The sequence below is a fragment of the Hymenobacter sp. YC55 genome, from assembly GCF_029433095.1.
Classification (GTDB): Bacteria; Bacteroidota; Bacteroidia; order Cytophagales; family Hymenobacteraceae; genus Hymenobacter.
Genome location: NZ_JARNTX010000002.1, coordinates 858,718 through 877,363 on the forward strand (window position 1 = coordinate 858,718; position 18,646 = coordinate 877,363).

Genomic DNA, 18,646 nt, shown 5'->3' on the forward strand with positions numbered 1-18,646 from the left:
TAAAGCTTTTGGCCTGCCGCTCAGTCGTCTGGCACCCCTCTCCCGGAGGGGAGGGGCCGGGGGGGTGACGGCATAACGCGGCTCCGCACTTATAAACGGACGCGAAACAACGGCCAACGTATCACTGTGCGTTCACGGCTTTGCTTACATTTACCGCCATGCGTTTATGTTTCTTATTGCTCGTTGCGTGCTGGCCATTCACCGGAAGTATTGCCCAGCAGGCTGCCTCTGATACGTTGCATGCCCCGGCGCCCGCCCTGCCCGGCGTCTATGCCGACCCGCATCTGGCGGCGTTTGGTGGTACCTACTATCTGTATCCAACCACCGATGGTACGGAAGGCTGGCTGTCCACCTCGTTCACGTGCTGGTCATCGAAGGACTTGGTGAGATGGAAGAACGAGGGCGTTATTCTGGACTTACCGCGCGACCTGACGTGGGCCACCCAGCGGGCGTGGGCCCCGGCCATTGCCAGCAAAAACGGCAAGTACTACTACTATTACTCGGCTGCGCAAAGCATAGGCGTGGCGGTAGCTGATAAGCCGACAGGTCCCTTTAAAGACCCACTCGGCAAGCCGTTAGTGGCCAAAGCCGCTTTCAAAGGCCAGATGATTGACCCCATGGTACTGGTTGACGATGATGGCGCTGCCTACCTCTATTGGGGCCAAGGGCAATGCCACATCGTGAAGCTGAACGCAGACATGGTATCCTATGACCCGGCGGCCGTAGTGGAGTTCAAGCCACCGGGCTACAATGAAGGCTCGTTCGTGTTCAAGCGCCAAGGCAAGTACTACCTGATGTGGTCGGAGTACGACACCCGTGACCCGCGCTACTCCGTGGCCTATGCCACTTCCAGCTCGCCCATGGGCCCGTTCACCAAAGCCGCCAGCAATCCGGTACTGAAGGGGAGAGGCGTAGTGAAAGGTGCCGGCCACCACTCGGTGCTGCAAGTACCCGGCACCGACCAGTGGGTAATAGCGTATCACCGCTTCAAAATTCCGGGTGGCAACGGCTACAACCGCGAAACCTGCCTCTCGCCCATGCGCTTCGACACGCAAGGCAATATCCTGCCCGTCGATGTGTTCGAGGCAGTGAAACCCACGAAGGCCAAGCAGGTTGCACCTGTACGCCCATGAACAATGTTGATTCTGAATAGCGTGGTGCCATTCTAATCACCTGAGGTCTGTACCTCTCCTTGGTCCTTGGTCCTTGGTGCGGTGCCAGAGCAGGTGTAGGAAGCCTTGATGCAGCAACAGTAAGAGCTAGTTCTTGTTGCCTTAGACAAAGCACTATATTGCCTTTGCTACTACGTTGATTTATAGGCTTTAGAAGGAGCTTTATATGCGCGCCATCCAACGGTTGATTCTCGCTATTCTGGTTTCTGCAGCATCAATAGCCAGCAGCTACGCCCAGCGAAAAGAAGCGCTCATCATCAACCAAAGCGCCCGCGACGAAAAGTCGATTCCATTTTACTATACGGACATTCTTGGCAAGGACAAAAGCGAGGCTGTCAAACCAGGTGACACACTTCACGTAGCTTTCGATGAAAACTCCTTCGATCAGATAAACGTCCGCATTGCCCATAGAAGTGACCGAATACTGGAAAAGAAGCCCGCGCTGCTCGTCTGGCCCGGTGACGTAGTGACGGTTCGTCGCGAAGAAGCCACAAACACCTACACCTTTTCCGGGGAGTACGCAGCCGAATTGAAATTCTACGACCGAATTTGGCACAATGTCATTAACCTCGATCCGTGGTACGAATCTCATTTAGGTGATTCACTTAACCTGCCGCCAACGCTAGACGAGTTGATGAGCCAATGGCAGGAAGGGCGGCAGCTTACCGACGAGTTGCTGGCTGAGTTGCGTAATACACCCGGTGTGCGGCCCATGGTTGTGGCCGCGCTTACCCGTGAGCTACAACTGCAAACTTTTCTTTTCCTGTTGCGGGGTAACAGCTATCAGGAACTGTATTATGCAACTTCTATAAACATACCCAGTTCGCTACGGAAGTATAGAGCTCCAGGAACTGTAAAGGTATTTCCAGTTGTGTATCAAGACTCCGTGCTGGCGCAGTTTCGGCGGCTTCGTTACCTACAGGCTCTGCCCTTGTCTGTTTCAGAACATAGGGTATCCGTAGCCCAGGACTTCCTGGAATACCTAGCCTTAGCCCAAGGTAAAGCAGCCACACGCAGCACCTTGTACGCATTGGCTAAGCGTGAATACACGGGCAACCAGAAAGAATGGACATGCTATTCGCTGCTGTACAACGCGAAGCGCATCCGCAGGCCTCAACCGCACCTAGTGAGAGACTATCGCAGTTGGATGATGCCGGAAAGCCGCTTCGTGCGCAGCCTGACCGGCCAGGATCAGCTGACCTTGGTGATGCCCGACCAACAGCTGACCAACACCGACACCCTCATTGGCCCTAGTGGTCAGAAAACAACTTTAGCTCAACTGTTAGCCAAGCACCGTGGCAAGGTTATTTACCTCGACTTTTGGGCGAGTTGGTGCTTGCCCTGCCTAATGGAAATGCCCGCCTCGGCTGCTCTCCGGCAGCACTATCAAGGCAAGCCAGTAACCTTCATTTATGTCTCTATCGATGAAGATGCTTTAAAATGGCAACGCGCCACCACGCAGCATCTGCCCAAAAACGTGGAGCAATACCGCTTCACGAGTTACAAGACGGCTCGGTTTGTGAAGCGCTTTGGGGTAACCAGCATCCCGCGCTATATCTTGCTCGACAAATACGGCATCATGCGCTACGCCGAAGCACCTCGCCCCGATGACCCGGAGCTCAAGACGCACGTCGCCACATTTTTAGCTCGTTAAGACAGGTATGATTGGTCAGCCAATAGCTGCCTACTCTGCCTATGGTACCCCCAAGCAGGTAGGTACCGGGTGCCGATGTAGTTGAATCGTTGCACCTTTCCACCCAAATCCTATCTGACACAAAAGGAGGGTGCCGCGCCTTGCTAGGCCTGCTTGTCCTATATCTGTACACTATGAAACTCACTTTTCCGCGCCGCGCTTTTGGTAGCGTAACTAGTTGTCTGCTCTCACTGATGGTTGCTTTTCAAGCGAATGCGCAAGCCCGGCAAGAGTATTTGCTCGACACCAACTGGAAGTTCAAGAAAGGCGACACACCCGAAGCTGCCACTCCTGGCTTTAAAGATGCCAGCTGGCAAACCGTGCGCGTGCCTCACGATTGGGCTATCTACGGCCCCTTTGATGGCCGCAACGATTTGCAGGAAGTGAAAATCGAGCAGAACAACGAGAAGGCTGCTACCCTGAAAGCCGGCCGGACCGGTGGACTACCCTTTATCGGGACGGGCTGGTACCGGCGGAAGCTGGAGGTGCCGGGGTTTGTGCCGGGCAAGCGCGCCGTGCTGCTCTTTGATGGCGCCATGAGCAACGCGCACGTCTTTGTGAATGGCAAGGAAGTTGGCAACTGGCCCTACGGCTACAACTCGTTTTCCTTCGACATTACCTCCTTCCTGCAGCCCGGCAACAACAATACGCTGGCCGTACGTCTACAAAACCAAGCTGAAGCCTCGCGCTGGTACCCCGGTGCCGGCCTTTACCGGAATGTGCACCTCATCGTAACCGACGACGTGCACATTCCGGTGTGGGGCAGCTACCTCACTACGCCCGAAATCAGTGCTGAGTTCGGCAAAGTCAACCTTCGTACCAGGGTGGAAACGCCGGCCGGGGCCACGCAGCCCCTGCGGCTGCAAACCGAAATCCGGGATGCCGCCGGGCAAGTGCTAGCCACCACCAGCACCCCACTAGCTGCCACCGACAACCAGGAGTTTCAGCAGGAGCTAGTGGTGAAAACGCCCAAGCTCTGGTCGCCGGAAACGCCGGTGCTCTACACGGCACACTCCAAGCTGTATGCCGGCGAGCAACTCAAAGACGAGTACAGCACCCGGTTCGGATTTCGCTCGTTTAAGTTCGAGGCCGGCAAAGGCTTCTCCCTGAATGGGCAGGCGCGCAAGTTCAAGGGCGTGTGCAACCACCACGACCTGGGCCCTTTGGGCACGGCCATCAACACGGCGGCGCTGCGGCGGCAGCTGGTCTTGCTCAAGGACATGGGCTGCGACGCCATCCGAACTTCGCACAACATGCCGGCTCCGGAACTGGTGGATTTGTGCGACGAAATGGGCTTCATGATGATGGTGGAGTCGTTCGACGAGTGGAAGACGCCCAAGGTAAAGAACGGCTACAGCCAGTATTTCGACCAGTGGGCCGAGAAGGACCTCGTGAACATGGTACACCGTGACCGAAACCACCCCTCGGTAATCATGTGGAGCATCGGCAACGAGGTGCCCGACCAGAGCGCGCCCGGCGGCAACAAGATTGCCAAGCGTCTGCAAGACATTGTGCACCGCGAAGACCCAACCCGCCCCGTCACGGTGGGCATGGACCGCATCGACGCGGCCATCAACAATAACTTCGCCTCGGTGCTCGACATAGCAGGCTTCAACTACAAGCCCGCCCGCTACGAGCAAGCCAACGACAAGCTGCCGCAGGGCTTTATCTTGGGCACCGAAACGGCCTCGACGGTTAGCTCGCGGGGGATATATGAGTTTCCGGTGGTCGGGGCCAAGCAGAAAAAGTACCCCAACCAACAATCCTCGTCCTACGATCTAGAGGTGTGCAACTGGTCACAGACGCCCGACGAGGAGTTTGTGAAGCAAGATGATTTGCCTTTCGTTATCGGGGAATTTGTGTGGACCGGCTTCGACTACCTCGGCGAGCCTACGCCCTACGACGAGAACTGGCCTTCGCACAGCTCGTACTTTGGTATTCTGGATTTGGCGGGCTTGCCCAAAGACCGGTTCTACCTCTACCGCTCCCGCTGGAACACCGCCGCGCCCACGCTGCACCTGCTGCCGCACTGGACCTGGCCCGGCCGCGAGGGCCAAACCACGCCCGTGTTCTGCTACACCAGCTACCCTTCGGCCGAGCTGTTCGTGAACGGCAAGAGCATGGGTCGCCAAACCAAAAGCCCCTCGGCCAGCCCCCAAACCCGCTACCGCCTGATGTGGAACGATGTGAAGTACGAGCCCGGCACCATCAAAGTAGTGGCCTACGATGCCCAAGGCAAAGAAGCAGCCACCGAAGAAGTACGCACCGCTGGCAAGCCCGACCACATCAAGCTAGTCGCCGACCGCACCACCCTCACTGCCAACGGTCAGGACCTGGCCTACGTGACAGCGCGGGTGGAAGACGCCCAAGGCAACCTGTGCCCCACCGCCACCAACCAATTGCAGTTCGCCGTCAGCGGGGCGGGCCGTTTTCGGGCCGTAGCCAACGGCGACGCTACCAGTCTAGAGTTGTTCCACATGCCCACCATGAAAGCCTTTCAGGGGATGCTGGTGGCCGTAGTGGAAACCACCGACAAAGCCGGCGACGTGCAGCTAAAGGTGTCAAGCAAAGGACTGAAGAGCGGCGTGCTACGTTTGAAGTCGCAAGGAGTAGCGGCAAAGTAGCAGGCAAACAAATGTTGTATGGCAGTTGCTCGACGGTTGAGGTCCAGCAGCGACGTACGGCACCGAGACGAATTCATACCCGGTATTCTACCGAAATACACCCCCTCGTACTGCGGGGCAGTGGGTAGTATTGCATTGTTGCTATTGCGCCAGGGAATTGGCTTTGCCGTCCTGGCTTGTTGTGTTGTGCTGTCCTTTCTCCTTCCCGCCCACCATGATTGATTCTCGCTTTCTTACGGCTGCCTTCGTTTTTGTTAGTGGGTTGGCCGCTGCCCAATCCGCGCCCAACGAGTGGGAAAACCCGCGGGTGTTCGAGCAGAACAAAGAAAAACCGCACGCCAGCTTTATGGTGTACGAGAAGCCCGCCGACGTTGTCGCCGACGACTACCGCCGCTCGCCCTACTATCAGTCGCTCAACGGCGACTGGAAATTCAACTACGTGCCCCGACCCGCCGACCGGCCGCAGGACTTCTACCAGCCAACCTTCAACGACGCCAGCTGGAAGAACATCAAGGTGCCATCGAACTGGGAAATTCAGGGCTATGGCACTCCAATCTATACCAACATCGTTTACCCGTTCCCGAAGAACCAGCCCTTCATCGACGGGCGCGACAACCCGGTGGGTACCTACCGGCGCACGTTCACGGTGCCAGCCGGGTGGGCGGGCCGCGAGGTGCTGCTCAACTTCGGATCTATTTCGGGCTACGGCGTGGTGTATGTGAACGGACAGCGCGTGGGCATGACCAAGGTGGCCAAGTCGCCGGCCGAATTCGATATAACCAAGTATCTGAAGCCGGGTGAAAACTCGCTGGCCGTGCAGGTGTTCCGCTGGCACGACGGCAGCTACCTCGAAGATCAAGACTTCTGGCGCCTCTCTGGCCTCGACCGGGACGTGGCTATCTACAGCTTGCCGAAGCAAACCATTTGGGACTTCTTCGTCCATGCCGACCTCGACCCGAGCTACCGCCAAGGCCAGTTCATCGCCGACGTAACGGTGCGCAACTTCGCCACTGCGGCGGGCACGCCGGGCCGCGTAACGGTGGAAGTGCTGGACGCCAACGGCAAGACCGTACTGCGGCAGCAGCAGGCCGTGCCTGCGCCCGGTGCGGCCGGCCTACAAACCGTGAAGGTGAGTGGCAGCGTCAAGAATGTGCGGCCGTGGAGCGCTGAAACGCCCACCCTCTACCAGTGCCGCCTCACGCTGGAAGACGCGCAAGGCAAGCCGCTGGCCATTACGGGCAGTAAGATTGGCTTCCGGAAAGTGGAAATCAAGAACGCACAACTACTCGTAAATGGCGTGCCGGTAGAAGTGCACGGCGTGAACCGCCACGAACTGGAGCCCACCACCGGCCGTGTGGTAACCGAGGCTGGCATGCGCCGCGACTTGGAGCTGATGAAGCTGCACAACATCAACGCGGTGCGCACCAGCCACTACCCCAACCACGAACTCTGGTACAAGCTCTGCGACGAGTACGGGTTCTACTTGGTGGATGAAGCCAACATTGAAACCCACGGCTACGGCGCCGAGCTGCAAGGCCGCTTCGACAAAACCGTACACCCTGCCTACTTGCCCGAGTGGGCCCCGGCGCACATGGACCGCATCGAGCGGGTAGTGGAGCGCGACAAAAATCACCCCTCGGTGATTATCTGGAGCATGGGCAACGAGTGCGGCAATGGGCCTGTGTTTCACGATGCCTACAAGTGGATGAAGCAACGTGACCCAAGCCGCCCCGTGCAGTTCGAGCAAGCCGGCGAAGATTGGGATACCGACATTGTGTGCCCCATGTACCCCGGCATGAACTCGATGCGCGCCTATGCCAACGCCACCGACAAAAAGCGGCCCTTTATCATGTGCGAATACTCGCACGCCATGGGCAACAGCAACGGCAACTTCCAAGAGTACTGGGACTTGATTCGGAGCAAACCCCACATGCAGGGCGGCTTTATCTGGGACTGGGTCGACCAGGGCCTGCAAACCAGCACCCCCGATGGCCGCAAGTTCTACGCCTACGGCGGCGACTTGGGCGGCTACCACCTTCAGAACGATGAGAACTTCTGCGCCAACGGCCTCGTGGCTGCCGACCGCACGCCCCACCCGGGTTTGCTTGAGGTGAAAAAGGTGTACCAGGATATTCGTTTCAGCGCCGTTAAACCTGCCGAAGGACGCATCACGGTAATCAACGGCTTCTCGTTCATCAACCTCGACCGGTACAACTTCCGCTGGGAACTGCTCCGCAACGGCACGATGGTCAAGCAAGGCAAATTCGATGTGAAGCTGGCGCCACAACAGCAGAAAGAAATTAAAGTAGCGCTGCCAGCCATGCCTAGCCAGCCCGGCACCGAGTACGTGCTCAACGTATTTGCTGAAACCAAAGCCGCCGGCCCCCTGGTGCCTGCTGGCCACGAAGTAGCCCGCGAACAGTTCGTGCTGACGCCCGCGGCTACTCTTTTCACCGCCACCAAGCCCGCTGGCACCGGCAGTCTGCAAGTAAAGCGCGAAGGCGACAAGCTCACCTTCACGGCTGGCGACGTGCGCGGAGAGTTCAATACCAAGCAAGGCCGGCTGGTCGACTACCGTTTGCGCGACCAGCAAGTGGTCGGCAATTACCCCGAGCCTTACTTCTGGCGCGCCCCCACCGACAACGATTTTGGCAGTGGTATGCAGCAAACCTTAAGCGTGTGGCGCACCGCGCACGCCGCCCGTAAGGTGCAAAGCGTAACAGTAGGGGAGCAGTCGGCCACCGGGCTACCTATCAAGGTGGAATACCTGCTCACCGATATTGGGGTGCCCTACACCATCAACTATCTGATAGGTGGCGACGGCGCGGTGCAAGTAACGGCCGCCATTGACATGACCGGCAAAGAGCTGCCCGAACTACCGCGCTTTGGCATGCGGCTAGAACTGCCCCGCCGTTTCAACCGCATCAGCTACTATGGCCGCGGCCCTTGGGAAAACTACAGCGACCGAAACACCGCCGCCTTCTTGGGCACGTACCAAGATTCGGTAGCGGGGCAATTCACGCGCAACTACATCCGACCGCAGGAAAACGGTTACCACACCGATATCCGTTGGGTGAGTCTCACCAATGCCAGCGGCTTGGGTCTGCGCCTCGAAGGCCAGCAGCAACCCATCTGCTTTAGCGCCCTCCCGTACCGCACCGAAGACCTCGACCCCGGCCTAACTAAAAAGCAGCAGCACCCTACCGACATCAAGCCCCGCAACCAGGTGTTCGTGCAAGTGGATCTGAAGCAGCGCGGCGTAGGCGGCGACAACAGCTGGGGTGCCTTACCCCACGAGCAGTACCGCCTACTCGACAAGACGTATTCCTACAGCTACACCATGCGCCTGGTAGACGAAAAAGCGCCTCAGCCGTAAGAGAATCGAGCTTATTCTCAGCCTGCTGCCCGGCCCGCGCCACGGTAGTGACTCTTACCATGGCAGTGGATTGTTCAATTGTTCCCCGGGTTAAGGAAGCCGACAGTCCTGCGCCTCCAGGTTCTATTCGAAGTTGGGGTACGACGGCCCTTTAAAATATATTCTGTCTCCCGATGGGTGCTTCTCGCTTCGCCTCCTTTCTGCTTGTGGGTGTGTTGCTTGGCAGCTTGGGCTGGCCGCTGCCTAGTGGGGCGCAGCGGCTGGTAAGCTACGGGAAGGCCCTTAACGCTAAAGACAGCGCTACCTCTCCTAAACGGCAGATTACCCCGCTGCAACAAGAGCCATCTTCAGCTAAACCCTGGAAGCTGGTGTGGGCTGACGAGTTCAATACCAACGGGCGCCCGGATGCCCAGAACTGGAAGTACGAGAACGGCTTTGTGCGCAACCACGAGCTGCAATGGTACCAGCCTGATAATGCCCGTTGCGAAAATGGGCTGCTTATCATCGAAGCCCGGCAGGATAAACTCCCTAACCCCAATTACCAGGCTGGTAGCAGCAACTGGAAAACCAACCGCCCCACCATCGACTACACCGCGGCCAGCTTGAACACCAACGGCTTGCATAGTTGGCAATACGGCCGCTTCGAGATGCGCGGCCGCATCAATACCAGTGCTGGCCTGTGGCCAGCCTTCTGGACGCTAGGCGTGGCCGGACAGTGGCCATCCAATGGTGAAATCGACATCATGGAGTACTACAAGGGTAAGATCCTAGCCAATGTTGCCACGGGCACCGACAAACCCTACACAGCCAAATGGCACAGCGCCACCAAGCCAATAACCGAATTTCAGGACCCCAAGTGGGCCGAGAAATTTCATGTCTGGCGCATGGATTGGGACGCTCAGTTCATCCGCCTCTATGTAGATGATTTACTGTTGAACGAGGTGCCCTTAACTGAAACCGTAAACCAAGACGGCACGGGCCTTAACCCCATGCAGCAGCCCCACTATCTTCTCCTTAACCTTGCCCTAGGCGGCGACAACGGCGGCGACTTAGGTACTACAAGTTTCCCCAACCGTTTCGAGGTCGACTATGTGCGTGTGTATCAGCAGTAACAAGCTCGCAGAAAACGGCCTGAACACACAGCTAAGGTGCATACCTGCCGTGCAAGCTATACAGTAATAGTTAAATGGAGCATAAGCAGTTTTATGTTTAATTATTCCGGAAATATTTATAAATAAAATAATAAAGATCAATTTGAAAACTTTCTTATTGTCAGTATAAAAGCACGCTTAGCACGACTGTAAGACGCTTTATACAAGGTTTTTGAGTGTAGTATAACGATACTTATTCTTTGATTTCAAAAGCCTTAGGTAGCAATAGATGCATTTGCACTGAGCTAATTAGAAGACACTCCGTATATATCCTGATTTAAGTGGGATAAAACTGTATATTATTATAACAGTCGGGTTTAAGGTTAGAAAGAGCATTATTTTTGGGGTTGCTATTGACCGCTCAATTGCGGGCAACCACTTGTAGTTATTTATGCCAGAGTTCTTTACTTCCTCCTCTAGTCAAAGCCAAAATTCCTCATCGGCTTCAACTAAACATCCCGTGCTGTTGCGCAACAACGTAACGGTGATAGGAGAGGGGAAGCCGCCGTTGCTCTTGTGTAATGGCTTTGGCTGCGACCAGCGTATTTGGCGCTATATGGTTCCGGCATTGTCCGCGCGCTATCAGCTTATCCTTTTCGATCAGGTGGGTTCGGGTGGGTCGGACCGCACCGCGTATGATCCCCAGAAGTACGCCACCCTCAGCGGGTATGCCCAGGATGTCATTGAGATTTGTCAGGCGCTGGGACTGAAGCAAACCGCGGTAGTAGCCCACTCCGTAGGCACCATGATTGTACTGCTGGCTGCTATTAAGGCTCCTCAACTCTTTTCTCGGATTGTGATGGTGGCGCCCTCGCCCTACTACATCAATGAGCCCGGCTACCACGGGGGCATCGACCGAGAAGATATGAATCAGCTGCTCCACCTGATGGAAACCGACTACAATGGGTGGGCTGATTTGTTTGCGGCCTTGCTCATGGGACCAACCACCCCCGCCACGGTGTCCCAAGAACTGGCTACCCAATTCTGCACGACCGATTGCAGTATTGCTCGGCACTTTGCGGAGGTGTCCTTTTTTGCCGACAACCGGGCCGACCTTCCTCATTTGCAGGTTCCCACGTTGTTGTTGCAGTGCACGCAAGATGTGGCGGCTCCTGCGGAAGTTGGCGAGTACCTGCTCAACCATCTGCCGCAAGCTACTTTGGTCATGATGCAAGCCACTGGCCATTGCCCACACCTAAGCGCCCCCATGGAAACGCTAGCCGCGATGGAATCCTTTTTGGCTCAAGACAACTAGCCGGCCTAGCCTGTACTGAAAGGCAATCAGGTGGTGGACTTCTCCTCGGTAGGGTTGGCTCCACTTTTGAGCTTTTGCATAAACTCGCTGAAAGCCGGCCGAAACTCTGCGAACAGCGGGTTTTCGCGGTTCTTAAGCATCACTTCACTGAACAGCTTGAGCCCAATAGCAAACTCAGTGGCTTGGCCCGGCTCCGCAAACAACGATCGGCTATTGAGCCGCTCAATGATTTGAAAAATATCGTCGTGGTTATCGAATTCCAGTTCCAGCGGCGAGTGTGTAGGGTAGTCGGGGGCCGCGGCAGTGAGATGTTCGAGGCGTAGGCGGTAATGGTGGGCGCGTTTAGCCATAAAGGGTTTTGAAGTGCGTTTAGATAACGCGGGTTAATTGCTGATAGTAGCAAAAAAAGTTGCCCTACTTAGAGGATCTAAGCAGGGCAACAAATGTTTACTTCTGGCCAGCTTCCTTCGTGAGAAAAGCCGTACTGCAGGCCTTGCTACTGGATGCTAGCGGCAAGACCTACCGCTGACTAATTAGTTGGTCTGGCCTTGACCTTTGCGAGTGTTGCCTTTGTCACTAGGAGCATTCAGGCCGGTGCCGCTTTCCATGTCGCCGGCTACCCGACTATTCATGTTTTCGTCTGTGGCTATATGCGGCTGGCTGGCTTGGCCTGGTAAGCCGCTCCGCACCGAGCGGTCGTGTTCGATAGAACCAGCGTGCTGCGCCTGCTCCGACGACTGGTTGCTGATTTTGGTATTGGCGTTTGGTCCAGCCTTGGGGTCATGTTGGCTGCGTTTTCCTGATTGCTTAGACATAATCGCAAAAAGTAAGGGTGGTGAAAAGTGGCCAACACGAGGCCAAGTAGTTGGCTAGCGTCAGCAACTCTTGCCGAAACGTGCCGCTTAGTGGTACGCCGTTCCCTAGCCTCAGTTGCGCCTACAGCCCGAAAAATGTGGGCAGTGTTCTTAGTGGTTATGTACTAGTGTTCAGCTAGATGCGTAGCGGCTCATTAGCAGTGGAGTTCACTGAACAGGAGCAAAATGGCGGCAACGCATAAAACAAATCAGCCACTCATGCAGGGCATAAGTGGCTGATTCAAAATGAGCGAGAAACGAGGCTCGAACTCGCGACCCTCAGCTTGGGAAGCTGATGCTCTACCAACTGAGCTACTCTCGCGGGGTATGGTGAAGCAAAAATACGTTGCGGAAATCAATTTGCAACGCATCTTGGTTTCTAGCTGATAGTTCTTTCTGAATTGGGGAATTCAGGAGCACGTTTACTAGTTTAAACCTGTCGGCGTATAAGGACCGGCTGCTTTGCTCACCAATTTCGATTCTATGGCTCCGCTTCCTCCCGTTACACGCCGTCTCGTGGGGCGTTTGAATATGTTGGCTGGTTTTATGCTACTCGTAGCATTGGCTCTGCGCATTGGCGTTACGTATTACCTGTACCAGCAAACAGGTGTTGCCGCGCTCTACAACCGCGAACTGGTGTTCAGTTTGCTGTTATTAATTGGCGGGGTATTGCTCCTGCGCTTTGGCTGGAGTATGGCTAGGCGCAGTAGAGTGTAGAGAAACCAAGTGGTTGTTGCTGCCGGCACAAGGGTGGCAGCATCTAGCTCCGATGCCTTGTGTAGATTTGCGTTACTATGACGTCTCCGCTCCTTATCACCATTGCTCGTCGCAACGAGGCCACAGCAACCCAACTTGCTGCATTAGGCCATCAAACCTTTCAGGAAACTTTTGCCGCCGACAACCGCCCGGAAGATATGGCGGCTTACCTAGCTGCCAATTTCAGCCCCGAAAAGCAATTGGCAGAGCTGGAAAATGCTGACACGGTATTTTTGTTGGCCCGCTTGAACCAAGAGTTGGTAGGATATGCCAAGCTTCATTTCAACTCGACGCTAGGAGTAGAGCCCGGCAAAGCAACTGACCAACGCGTTGAGGTCGAGCGGCTATATGTGCGAGAGGATTGGATTGGCACAGGCTTGGGAGCTTCCTTGATGCGGCGGGCCATAGAAGAGGCTCGGCAGAAGGCCTGCCGCTCGGTGGTGCTGGGGGTGTGGGAAAAGAATAACCGAGCTATTGAGTTTTACCGCCGCTTCGGGTTCAAAGTGATTGGGCAGCATGAATTCATGGTTGGTACCGACCAGCAGACCGATCTGATTATGCGAAAAGGGTTGTAGCAGAAAGCACCATTGCCCGGCTTGGCACAAGGGGCCAAGCCTAGTTTCACTTCCGGCTTTACCTTTGGGTGTTGTATCATCCTGCCCGTTGCGTGAGAAATACCCGTTCTGTTAGTGTTGCGCCTTGGTGCCACCGGCCCGTATGGTGGGCTGTCGTGGTTTTGCTGCTAGCGGGCTGCTCCCTTGATTCCGGCCAAAAAGCGGTGGTATCGTTGCCGACAGGGCACTATGAGGGTCCGATTAGCTACCAGGGCACCGAACTGCTGACAGTGCTCGATCTGCGCGAAAGCAAGCCTGGCCAACTAGAAGCTGATCTGCATTTCCCGGAAATAGAAGCACTGGACTTTGCGGCTACCAACCTTAGCTACACCGAACCACAGCTTCGCTTTGAGGAACCCGCGCAGCCGGGTGGCATTCAAATTACGGCCATCCGGGAGGGTGATTTTCTGCGGGGCGTGTTCACGCTCGACAGCGTTAGAGCCGACTTTGTATGGGTGCGGCGTGGGCAGCCAGAGCCGCGCCCGTATCAGGAGAAGCAACTACCAGCGCAGCCTGCCCTCCATAGTCCACCACTTACTGTACTCGTGCCCAACGACACGGCCACGCAGCACGCAGCAGTAGCGCTTTTTGCGGATGCTGCGCACCAAGCGGCAGCTACTGCCCGGGCAAGCCAGTTAGCTCGGCAGGGTTTTGTAACGACGGTAGTGCCCGTGAATCCTGTTGCCGAACTGCCCGATTCGGCTACGCTTCGTACGGCGGCAACAGTGCTCTTGGCTCTACGGCGGGCCCCAACCACCGACACCACCAAAATCGGACTGTGGGCCACCGGTGATGCAGCGGCGGCAGTAATTCCGGCCGCTACTCTAGTAAAGCCGCAAGCGGCCTTTGTGGTGCTGGAAAATGTGCCGGTTGCTTCTGTTGAGCAAGCCAAGCCGTTTCAGGGACTTACTCGTCAGCGTGTGCCTGTGTTGGGGCTGTACGCCGCTGCTGACACTTCCCTGAATGTGAAGGAAAGTACCCGCAGACTACGCAATGCTTTAGGCTTCCGCCGCAACACCCTGATCCAAACCTTCCCAAAAGCTGACGCCAACTTTCGGGTGCCGGGTGGCTTAACCGAAGAAGGAAAGTGGAACTGGCCACGGCCTGTTTCCGGCTACGTGAAAGCCATACAGGAGTGGCGTAAGTAGTTTAAGCTTCCTGAAACTCCCCACGGGCCATTTCTGAACAGGCTAGTTTTTCAATTATTTCCAGGACAACTGTGCGCTGACAAAGCGTAAACGTTCTGGTGGTGCTACAGTATCAGAAGCCCCTTTTCTCGCAACAGGTGCCACGCTGGCGAGTCAAGAAACTGCTGGAAGGACTGGCCAGCCGGAAAGGTACGGGCCGCGTCTTTGAGTAGAAGCTTGGTATCGTAGTCTTGCGTTAGGGTAGTGAGCAGATCTTGCAGCCACGGGCCAAGAGCAGCCGGTACAATCACCTCGAAATCTTCGGCTTGCTCGTAAAACGTAAGCACCGCACGTTGGCCTTTCTTGCCCGACTCCTGTCGCAGTTCCGGAGTGTTACCCAACCAAAACAAGCGCAGATTCTGCTTGGCGAAATCAGGTTTACCGGAGTCTTGGAGAGCCTGCTGAATAAGTTGGCGCGGAACGGTAGTCTTGGGCACCCGGAAATCGAACCAGAAGCTTAGCGGTTCTTGCAGAGCCACGCCGTGCAGATAATTGTAGAGCGCCTTGGCCAAACCCGGTCCGAACTGTTCGTGGTCGGTGCCGGTGGGGTCGTCGTGCCACAAGTCGTTCCAGGCGAAAGCACCGGGCTCGGGGCCGATGGGTACCACTTGGTACTTCGCCGGATTTTTACCTACCGGCGAGTGGGCCGTCATCGAAAAGCGGTGCCAGTAGCCGCTTTGCACAATGCCCGCCGCAAATAGTTGCCGCACCACTTCCAAGCTATCCACGGTTTCCTGAGCAGTCTGGGTCGGGAAGCCATACATCAGGTAGGCGTGCACCATGATACCTGCCTGCGTGAAGCCATCCGTTACACGGGCCACCTGCGCAATAGTGACGCCCTTTTCCATCAAAGCCAGCAGCCTGTCCGATGCCACTTCCAGCCCGCCCGATACGGCAATGCAACCCGAAGCGGCGAGCAGTCGGCACAAGTCGGGCGTAAAGGTTTTCTCGAAGCGAATGTTGCCCCACCACGTTATGCTAACCCGCCGCTTCAGCAGCTCGATTGCTAAGTCGCGCAACGCCAGGGGAGGTGCGGCCTCATCTACAAAGTGAAAGCCCGTTTGCCCGGTCTGGGCTATGATTTGCTCGATACGGTCAACGAGTAAAGTAGCGGGCGCCGTCTCGTAGCGCGAGATATAATCCAGGGTCACGTCGCAGAACGAGCAACGCTTCCAGTAACAGCCGTGGGCAACCGTGAGCTTGTTCCAGCGCCCATCACTCCAAAGGCGGTGCATCGGGTTGAGTACCTCAATCACTGATAGGTACTCACTCAGCGGCAAATCAGAATAGTCGGGCGTGCCTACTTCGGGATGCGGAATATCCGGGTGAGGGTGGTTGATGTATTCCACCTCGCCAGCCTCGTTGCGCAGGAAAGTCCGCTGAAAAGCTTGGGTTGCTGGTTGTAGGTTGTCGGTTGTCAACTCGGATTGGTAGCCGAGGCCGACAGGCAATGAGGAACCTGTCTCCAACTCGTAGCGGGCAACCGGTAACTGGTTACTGATATGTTCCAGGAGCCGCAGCCACGGGCCTTCGCCATCGTCGAGGGTCAGGTAATCGATGTAATCGAAAAAACGAGGCTCCTGAATCTGGCGTAGCTCGGTGTTGGGGTAGCCGCCGCCCATCAGGGTCTTGGTAGCAGGGCTGATTTCTTTGACGCGGCCTGCTAGCCGCAGCGCTCCGTACAGATTGCCCGGAAACGGCACCGTGAAACCAACCACATCGGGCTGCACACGCTCCATCAATTCGTCTAGTAACTCCAGCAGCATCTGGTCGAGAAGGTTGGGCTGGCTTTGCAGTGCCTCGTGCATCGCATCGAAGGTAGTGGCCGACATGGCTAGCTTTTCGGCATAGCGCGAAAAGCCGAACTGTGGCCCCACCGTTTCCTTGATCAGGTCGCCTAGGTCTTCCAGGTACAGCGTGGCCAGGTGCCGAGCCTGATCGGTGAGGCCCATAGTCCCGAAAGCAGCTTCCAGATCGGCTACGTTGTCGAATCGGCTGGCTTCGGGCAGAAACCGGCTATGGCAGATGCGCGGCGCGAGGGTGTTATCTTTGTTTTGCAGGAAGCGAATGATGGGCCCGATAGTGCTCAGGTAGCTGCGTTGCAGCCGTAGCATCCGGCGGGCGTTGTCGCTCAACTCGAAGTTACCGGTTGCTATTTCACTGAATACCCGCCGCAGACCGTTTTCGGAAAACAGCTTTAGCACCAGTTCCAGCCCCAAATCCGCCTGCGTTACATTGGAATAACCGCGCCCGCCCAGAAACCCTTTCAGATAAGCTGTGGCGGGGTAGGGCGTGTTTAGCTGCGTAAGCGGCGGCGTAATGAGCAGGATGCGAAGAGAAGACACAGGAGCACAACAACAAAGCGAGCCGCAAAGATACGGCTCGGCAAAACGTCGGGGCGCACTAGTCTGTTCCCTATATAGCCAGCTAATAAAGCAAGGAGCCGTGCAGCTTTAAAAAAGACCGCCCGGCTTCCTAAGTAGAAGCCGGGCGGTCTGCTAGTATAACCTAAATAAAAACTTATGCTAGTTGGTCGAGCGACAGGCGCTTGGGCATCAGGTCGCGGCGGAATTCGCTAACCGAGCGGCCCGTAACCTGGCGGAACTGATTGCTCAAGTGCTGACCGCTGCTGTAACGCATCTGGTCGGCAATTTCGCTGAGGGTCATTTCGCCGTAACTCAACATTTCTTTTACCTGCTCGATTTTCAACCGGATCAGGTATTTCTCGATGGTCAGGTTGGCCGTCCGCGAGAATACCTTGCTCAGGTGAGAGTAAGTAGCCGCAAAACGGTCGGTCAGGAAGGCCGAGGTAGTTAGGGGCATCCGCGCTGTGCGCAGGTGCTCCAAATACTCCGCCAGAGCCGCCTTGATTTGCTCGGTCATTTGTTCGGCCCGGCCCATGAGCACATCAAATCCCGCTTCACGTAAGATAGGCGCCACAGCAGCAGGGTCGGCAGGAGTATCCTTGTCGAGCTGGGCGTGGCCTAGGGTTACCTCCGTCGGGTGGTAGCCAGCTTGTTCGAGTAGGGTGCGGACGGCTTCCACGCAGCGTGGGCAAACCATGTTCTTAATATGGAGCAGTGTTGTTTTCACGGGTTATGGATTATTTATTATGACCAGATACTGTACGCACAGGCTTACGAACGGTTGCCGCAGAAGAGGCGGTTCGCGGCTTACGAGCAAGCGGGACACTAGTTTTGCTGAAATTGTTGCCCAACCAGCGGTTAGCTGCCCAACTTACAAAGGGGACTACCCCCAAAAATGTTACGGACAACAGCCAGAAAAATACGAAAAAAGCGCCACTCACCCGGCTGAAGAATTCGTCTTCGACACCAAATAGGAACGACACCAGCGCCACGGCCAATACGAGGCTCACGGCGGCCAGAATACCAGCCCGCCGCAGCAGGGGTTGGTAGTTGAAAGAAGGGGAAGCAGGACGGCTCATAAGACAACAGCAGGGCGGCAAATATACCGCTTCTGCTACAGGTCGTATCGGACCAGCTTGTCTTGCCGGTAACGATGCCTCCACTTTACCGTATCATAGGCTATACAGAATATTTTTCTGCCACACCGCTACTCTCTTCGCCATGAAATACGCCTCGACCCCCCGCCTGCTTTTTGCCGCCGTCCTGTTGGCTACAGCTTCCCTTACTGCCTGCAACACCGGCAGCGATACCGGAGACACCAATGTGGAGCGAGACGCTTACAAAGACAACGATTCCAACGACATGCAGGCGTCTAGCTCCGCCAGCGACTCCGCTACTTCCGGCTTGCAGCGTGATACTACCAATACCCCAAGCAACCGCCAGGTCTACGAAGATGCCGCCAAGCGCAAGGACCGCAACAACGACGGCCTTGCCGACTAACCCGAGCTTAAAGAACCAAATTAAAATGGCCGGCTTCGTAAGGAGACCGGCCATTTTTATGTCAGCAATGGTTTGTTCTTACTTAATGGGCGCGACTG

15 protein-coding genes and 1 tRNA gene are annotated in these 18,646 nt (G+C 56.1%); 10 read left to right on the plus strand and 6 right to left on the minus strand.

The window, feature by feature from the left end:
- The first annotated feature begins 158 nt into the window (after nt 1-158).
- From P1X16_RS16805 to P1X16_RS16830, 6 genes are all read left to right on the plus strand, one after another.
- A complete protein-coding gene (locus P1X16_RS16805) occupies nt 159-1,133 on the plus strand; it encodes a family 43 glycosylhydrolase (protein ID WP_277231296.1) in 975 nt (324 codons plus the stop codon).
- Nucleotides 1,134-1,338: 205 nt separating this feature from the next.
- Nucleotides 1,339-2,826 (plus strand): TlpA disulfide reductase family protein, encoded by a 1,488-nt coding sequence (locus tag P1X16_RS16810; RefSeq protein WP_277231297.1) that lies wholly within the window; start codon nt 1,339-1,341, stop codon nt 2,824-2,826.
- 173 nt (nt 2,827-2,999) lie between these two features.
- Nucleotides 3,000-5,489 (plus strand): beta-galactosidase GalB, encoded by a 2,490-nt coding sequence (galB, locus tag P1X16_RS16815; protein WP_277231299.1) that lies wholly within the window; start codon nt 3,000-3,002, stop codon nt 5,487-5,489.
- A 214-nt stretch (nt 5,490-5,703) separates the two neighbouring features.
- Nucleotides 5,704-8,865, plus strand: a complete 3,162-nt coding sequence (locus P1X16_RS16820; RefSeq protein ID WP_277231301.1) for a glycoside hydrolase family 2 TIM barrel-domain containing protein — start codon at nt 5,704-5,706, stop codon at nt 8,863-8,865.
- Nucleotides 8,866-9,038: 173 nt separating this feature from the next.
- Nucleotides 9,039-9,977, plus strand: coding sequence for a glycoside hydrolase family 16 protein (locus P1X16_RS16825; protein WP_277231302.1), 939 nt, complete (start codon nt 9,039-9,041; stop codon nt 9,975-9,977).
- A gap of 499 nt (nt 9,978-10,476) precedes the next feature.
- The gene (locus P1X16_RS16830) at nt 10,477-11,271 is read left to right on the plus strand and encodes an alpha/beta hydrolase (protein ID WP_277231304.1); all 795 of its coding nucleotides are present in this window, start codon (nt 10,477-10,479) and stop codon (nt 11,269-11,271) included.
- Between the two features lie 26 nt (nt 11,272-11,297).
- Here the strand turns inward: P1X16_RS16830 and P1X16_RS16835 are convergent, their stop codons facing one another.
- The 3 genes from P1X16_RS16835 to P1X16_RS16845 all read right to left on the minus strand — a co-directional run bounded on the left by P1X16_RS16835 (nt 11,298) and on the right by P1X16_RS16845 (nt 12,447).
- Entirely contained in the window at nt 11,298-11,621 is a 324-nt protein-coding gene (locus P1X16_RS16835; RefSeq protein ID WP_277231306.1) for a DUF3861 domain-containing protein, read from the minus strand.
- Between the two features lie 183 nt (nt 11,622-11,804).
- Nucleotides 11,805-12,086, minus strand: a complete 282-nt coding sequence (locus tag P1X16_RS16840) for a hypothetical protein (protein ID WP_277231307.1) — start codon at nt 12,084-12,086, stop codon at nt 11,805-11,807.
- A gap of 288 nt (nt 12,087-12,374) precedes the next feature.
- Nucleotides 12,375-12,447: transfer RNA gene (locus tag P1X16_RS16845), tRNA-Gly, on the minus strand.
- Nucleotides 12,448-12,608: 161 nt separating this feature from the next.
- On the opposite strand from P1X16_RS16845, the gene P1X16_RS16850 reads away from it, so the two are divergent.
- From P1X16_RS16850 to P1X16_RS16860, 3 genes are all read left to right on the plus strand, one after another.
- On the plus strand, nt 12,609-12,842 hold the full coding sequence (locus P1X16_RS16850) for a hypothetical protein (RefSeq protein WP_277231309.1): 234 nt from the start codon (nt 12,609-12,611) through the stop codon (nt 12,840-12,842).
- A gap of 77 nt (nt 12,843-12,919) precedes the next feature.
- Nucleotides 12,920-13,456: a GNAT family N-acetyltransferase gene (locus P1X16_RS16855; protein WP_277231311.1), complete on the plus strand. Its 537-nt coding sequence runs from the start codon at nt 12,920-12,922 to the stop codon at nt 13,454-13,456.
- A 92-nt stretch (nt 13,457-13,548) separates the two neighbouring features.
- On the plus strand, nt 13,549-14,643 hold the full coding sequence (locus tag P1X16_RS16860; protein ID WP_277231313.1) for a hypothetical protein: 1,095 nt from the start codon (nt 13,549-13,551) through the stop codon (nt 14,641-14,643).
- Between the two features lie 104 nt (nt 14,644-14,747).
- On the opposite strand, the gene P1X16_RS16865 is transcribed toward P1X16_RS16860, so the two are convergent.
- The 3 genes from P1X16_RS16865 to P1X16_RS16875 all read right to left on the minus strand — a co-directional run bounded on the left by P1X16_RS16865 (nt 14,748) and on the right by P1X16_RS16875 (nt 18,127).
- Entirely contained in the window at nt 14,748-17,027 is a 2,280-nt protein-coding gene (locus P1X16_RS16865; RefSeq protein WP_277231315.1) for a B12-binding domain-containing radical SAM protein, read from the minus strand.
- Between the two features lie 175 nt (nt 17,028-17,202).
- Complete coding sequence (locus P1X16_RS16870) at nt 17,203-17,775, minus strand: AraC family transcriptional regulator (RefSeq protein WP_277231317.1); 573 nt, start codon at nt 17,773-17,775, stop codon at nt 17,203-17,205.
- 10 nt (nt 17,776-17,785) lie between these two features.
- Nucleotides 17,786-18,127: a hypothetical protein gene (locus P1X16_RS16875; RefSeq protein ID WP_277231319.1), complete on the minus strand. Its 342-nt coding sequence runs from the start codon at nt 18,125-18,127 to the stop codon at nt 17,786-17,788.
- A 142-nt stretch (nt 18,128-18,269) separates the two neighbouring features.
- Here P1X16_RS16875 and P1X16_RS16880 point away from each other — a divergent pair, with 142 nt between their 5' ends.
- On the plus strand, nt 18,270-18,548 hold the full coding sequence (locus P1X16_RS16880) for a hypothetical protein (protein ID WP_277231321.1): 279 nt from the start codon (nt 18,270-18,272) through the stop codon (nt 18,546-18,548).
- Nucleotides 18,549-18,646 lie beyond the last annotated feature (98 nt).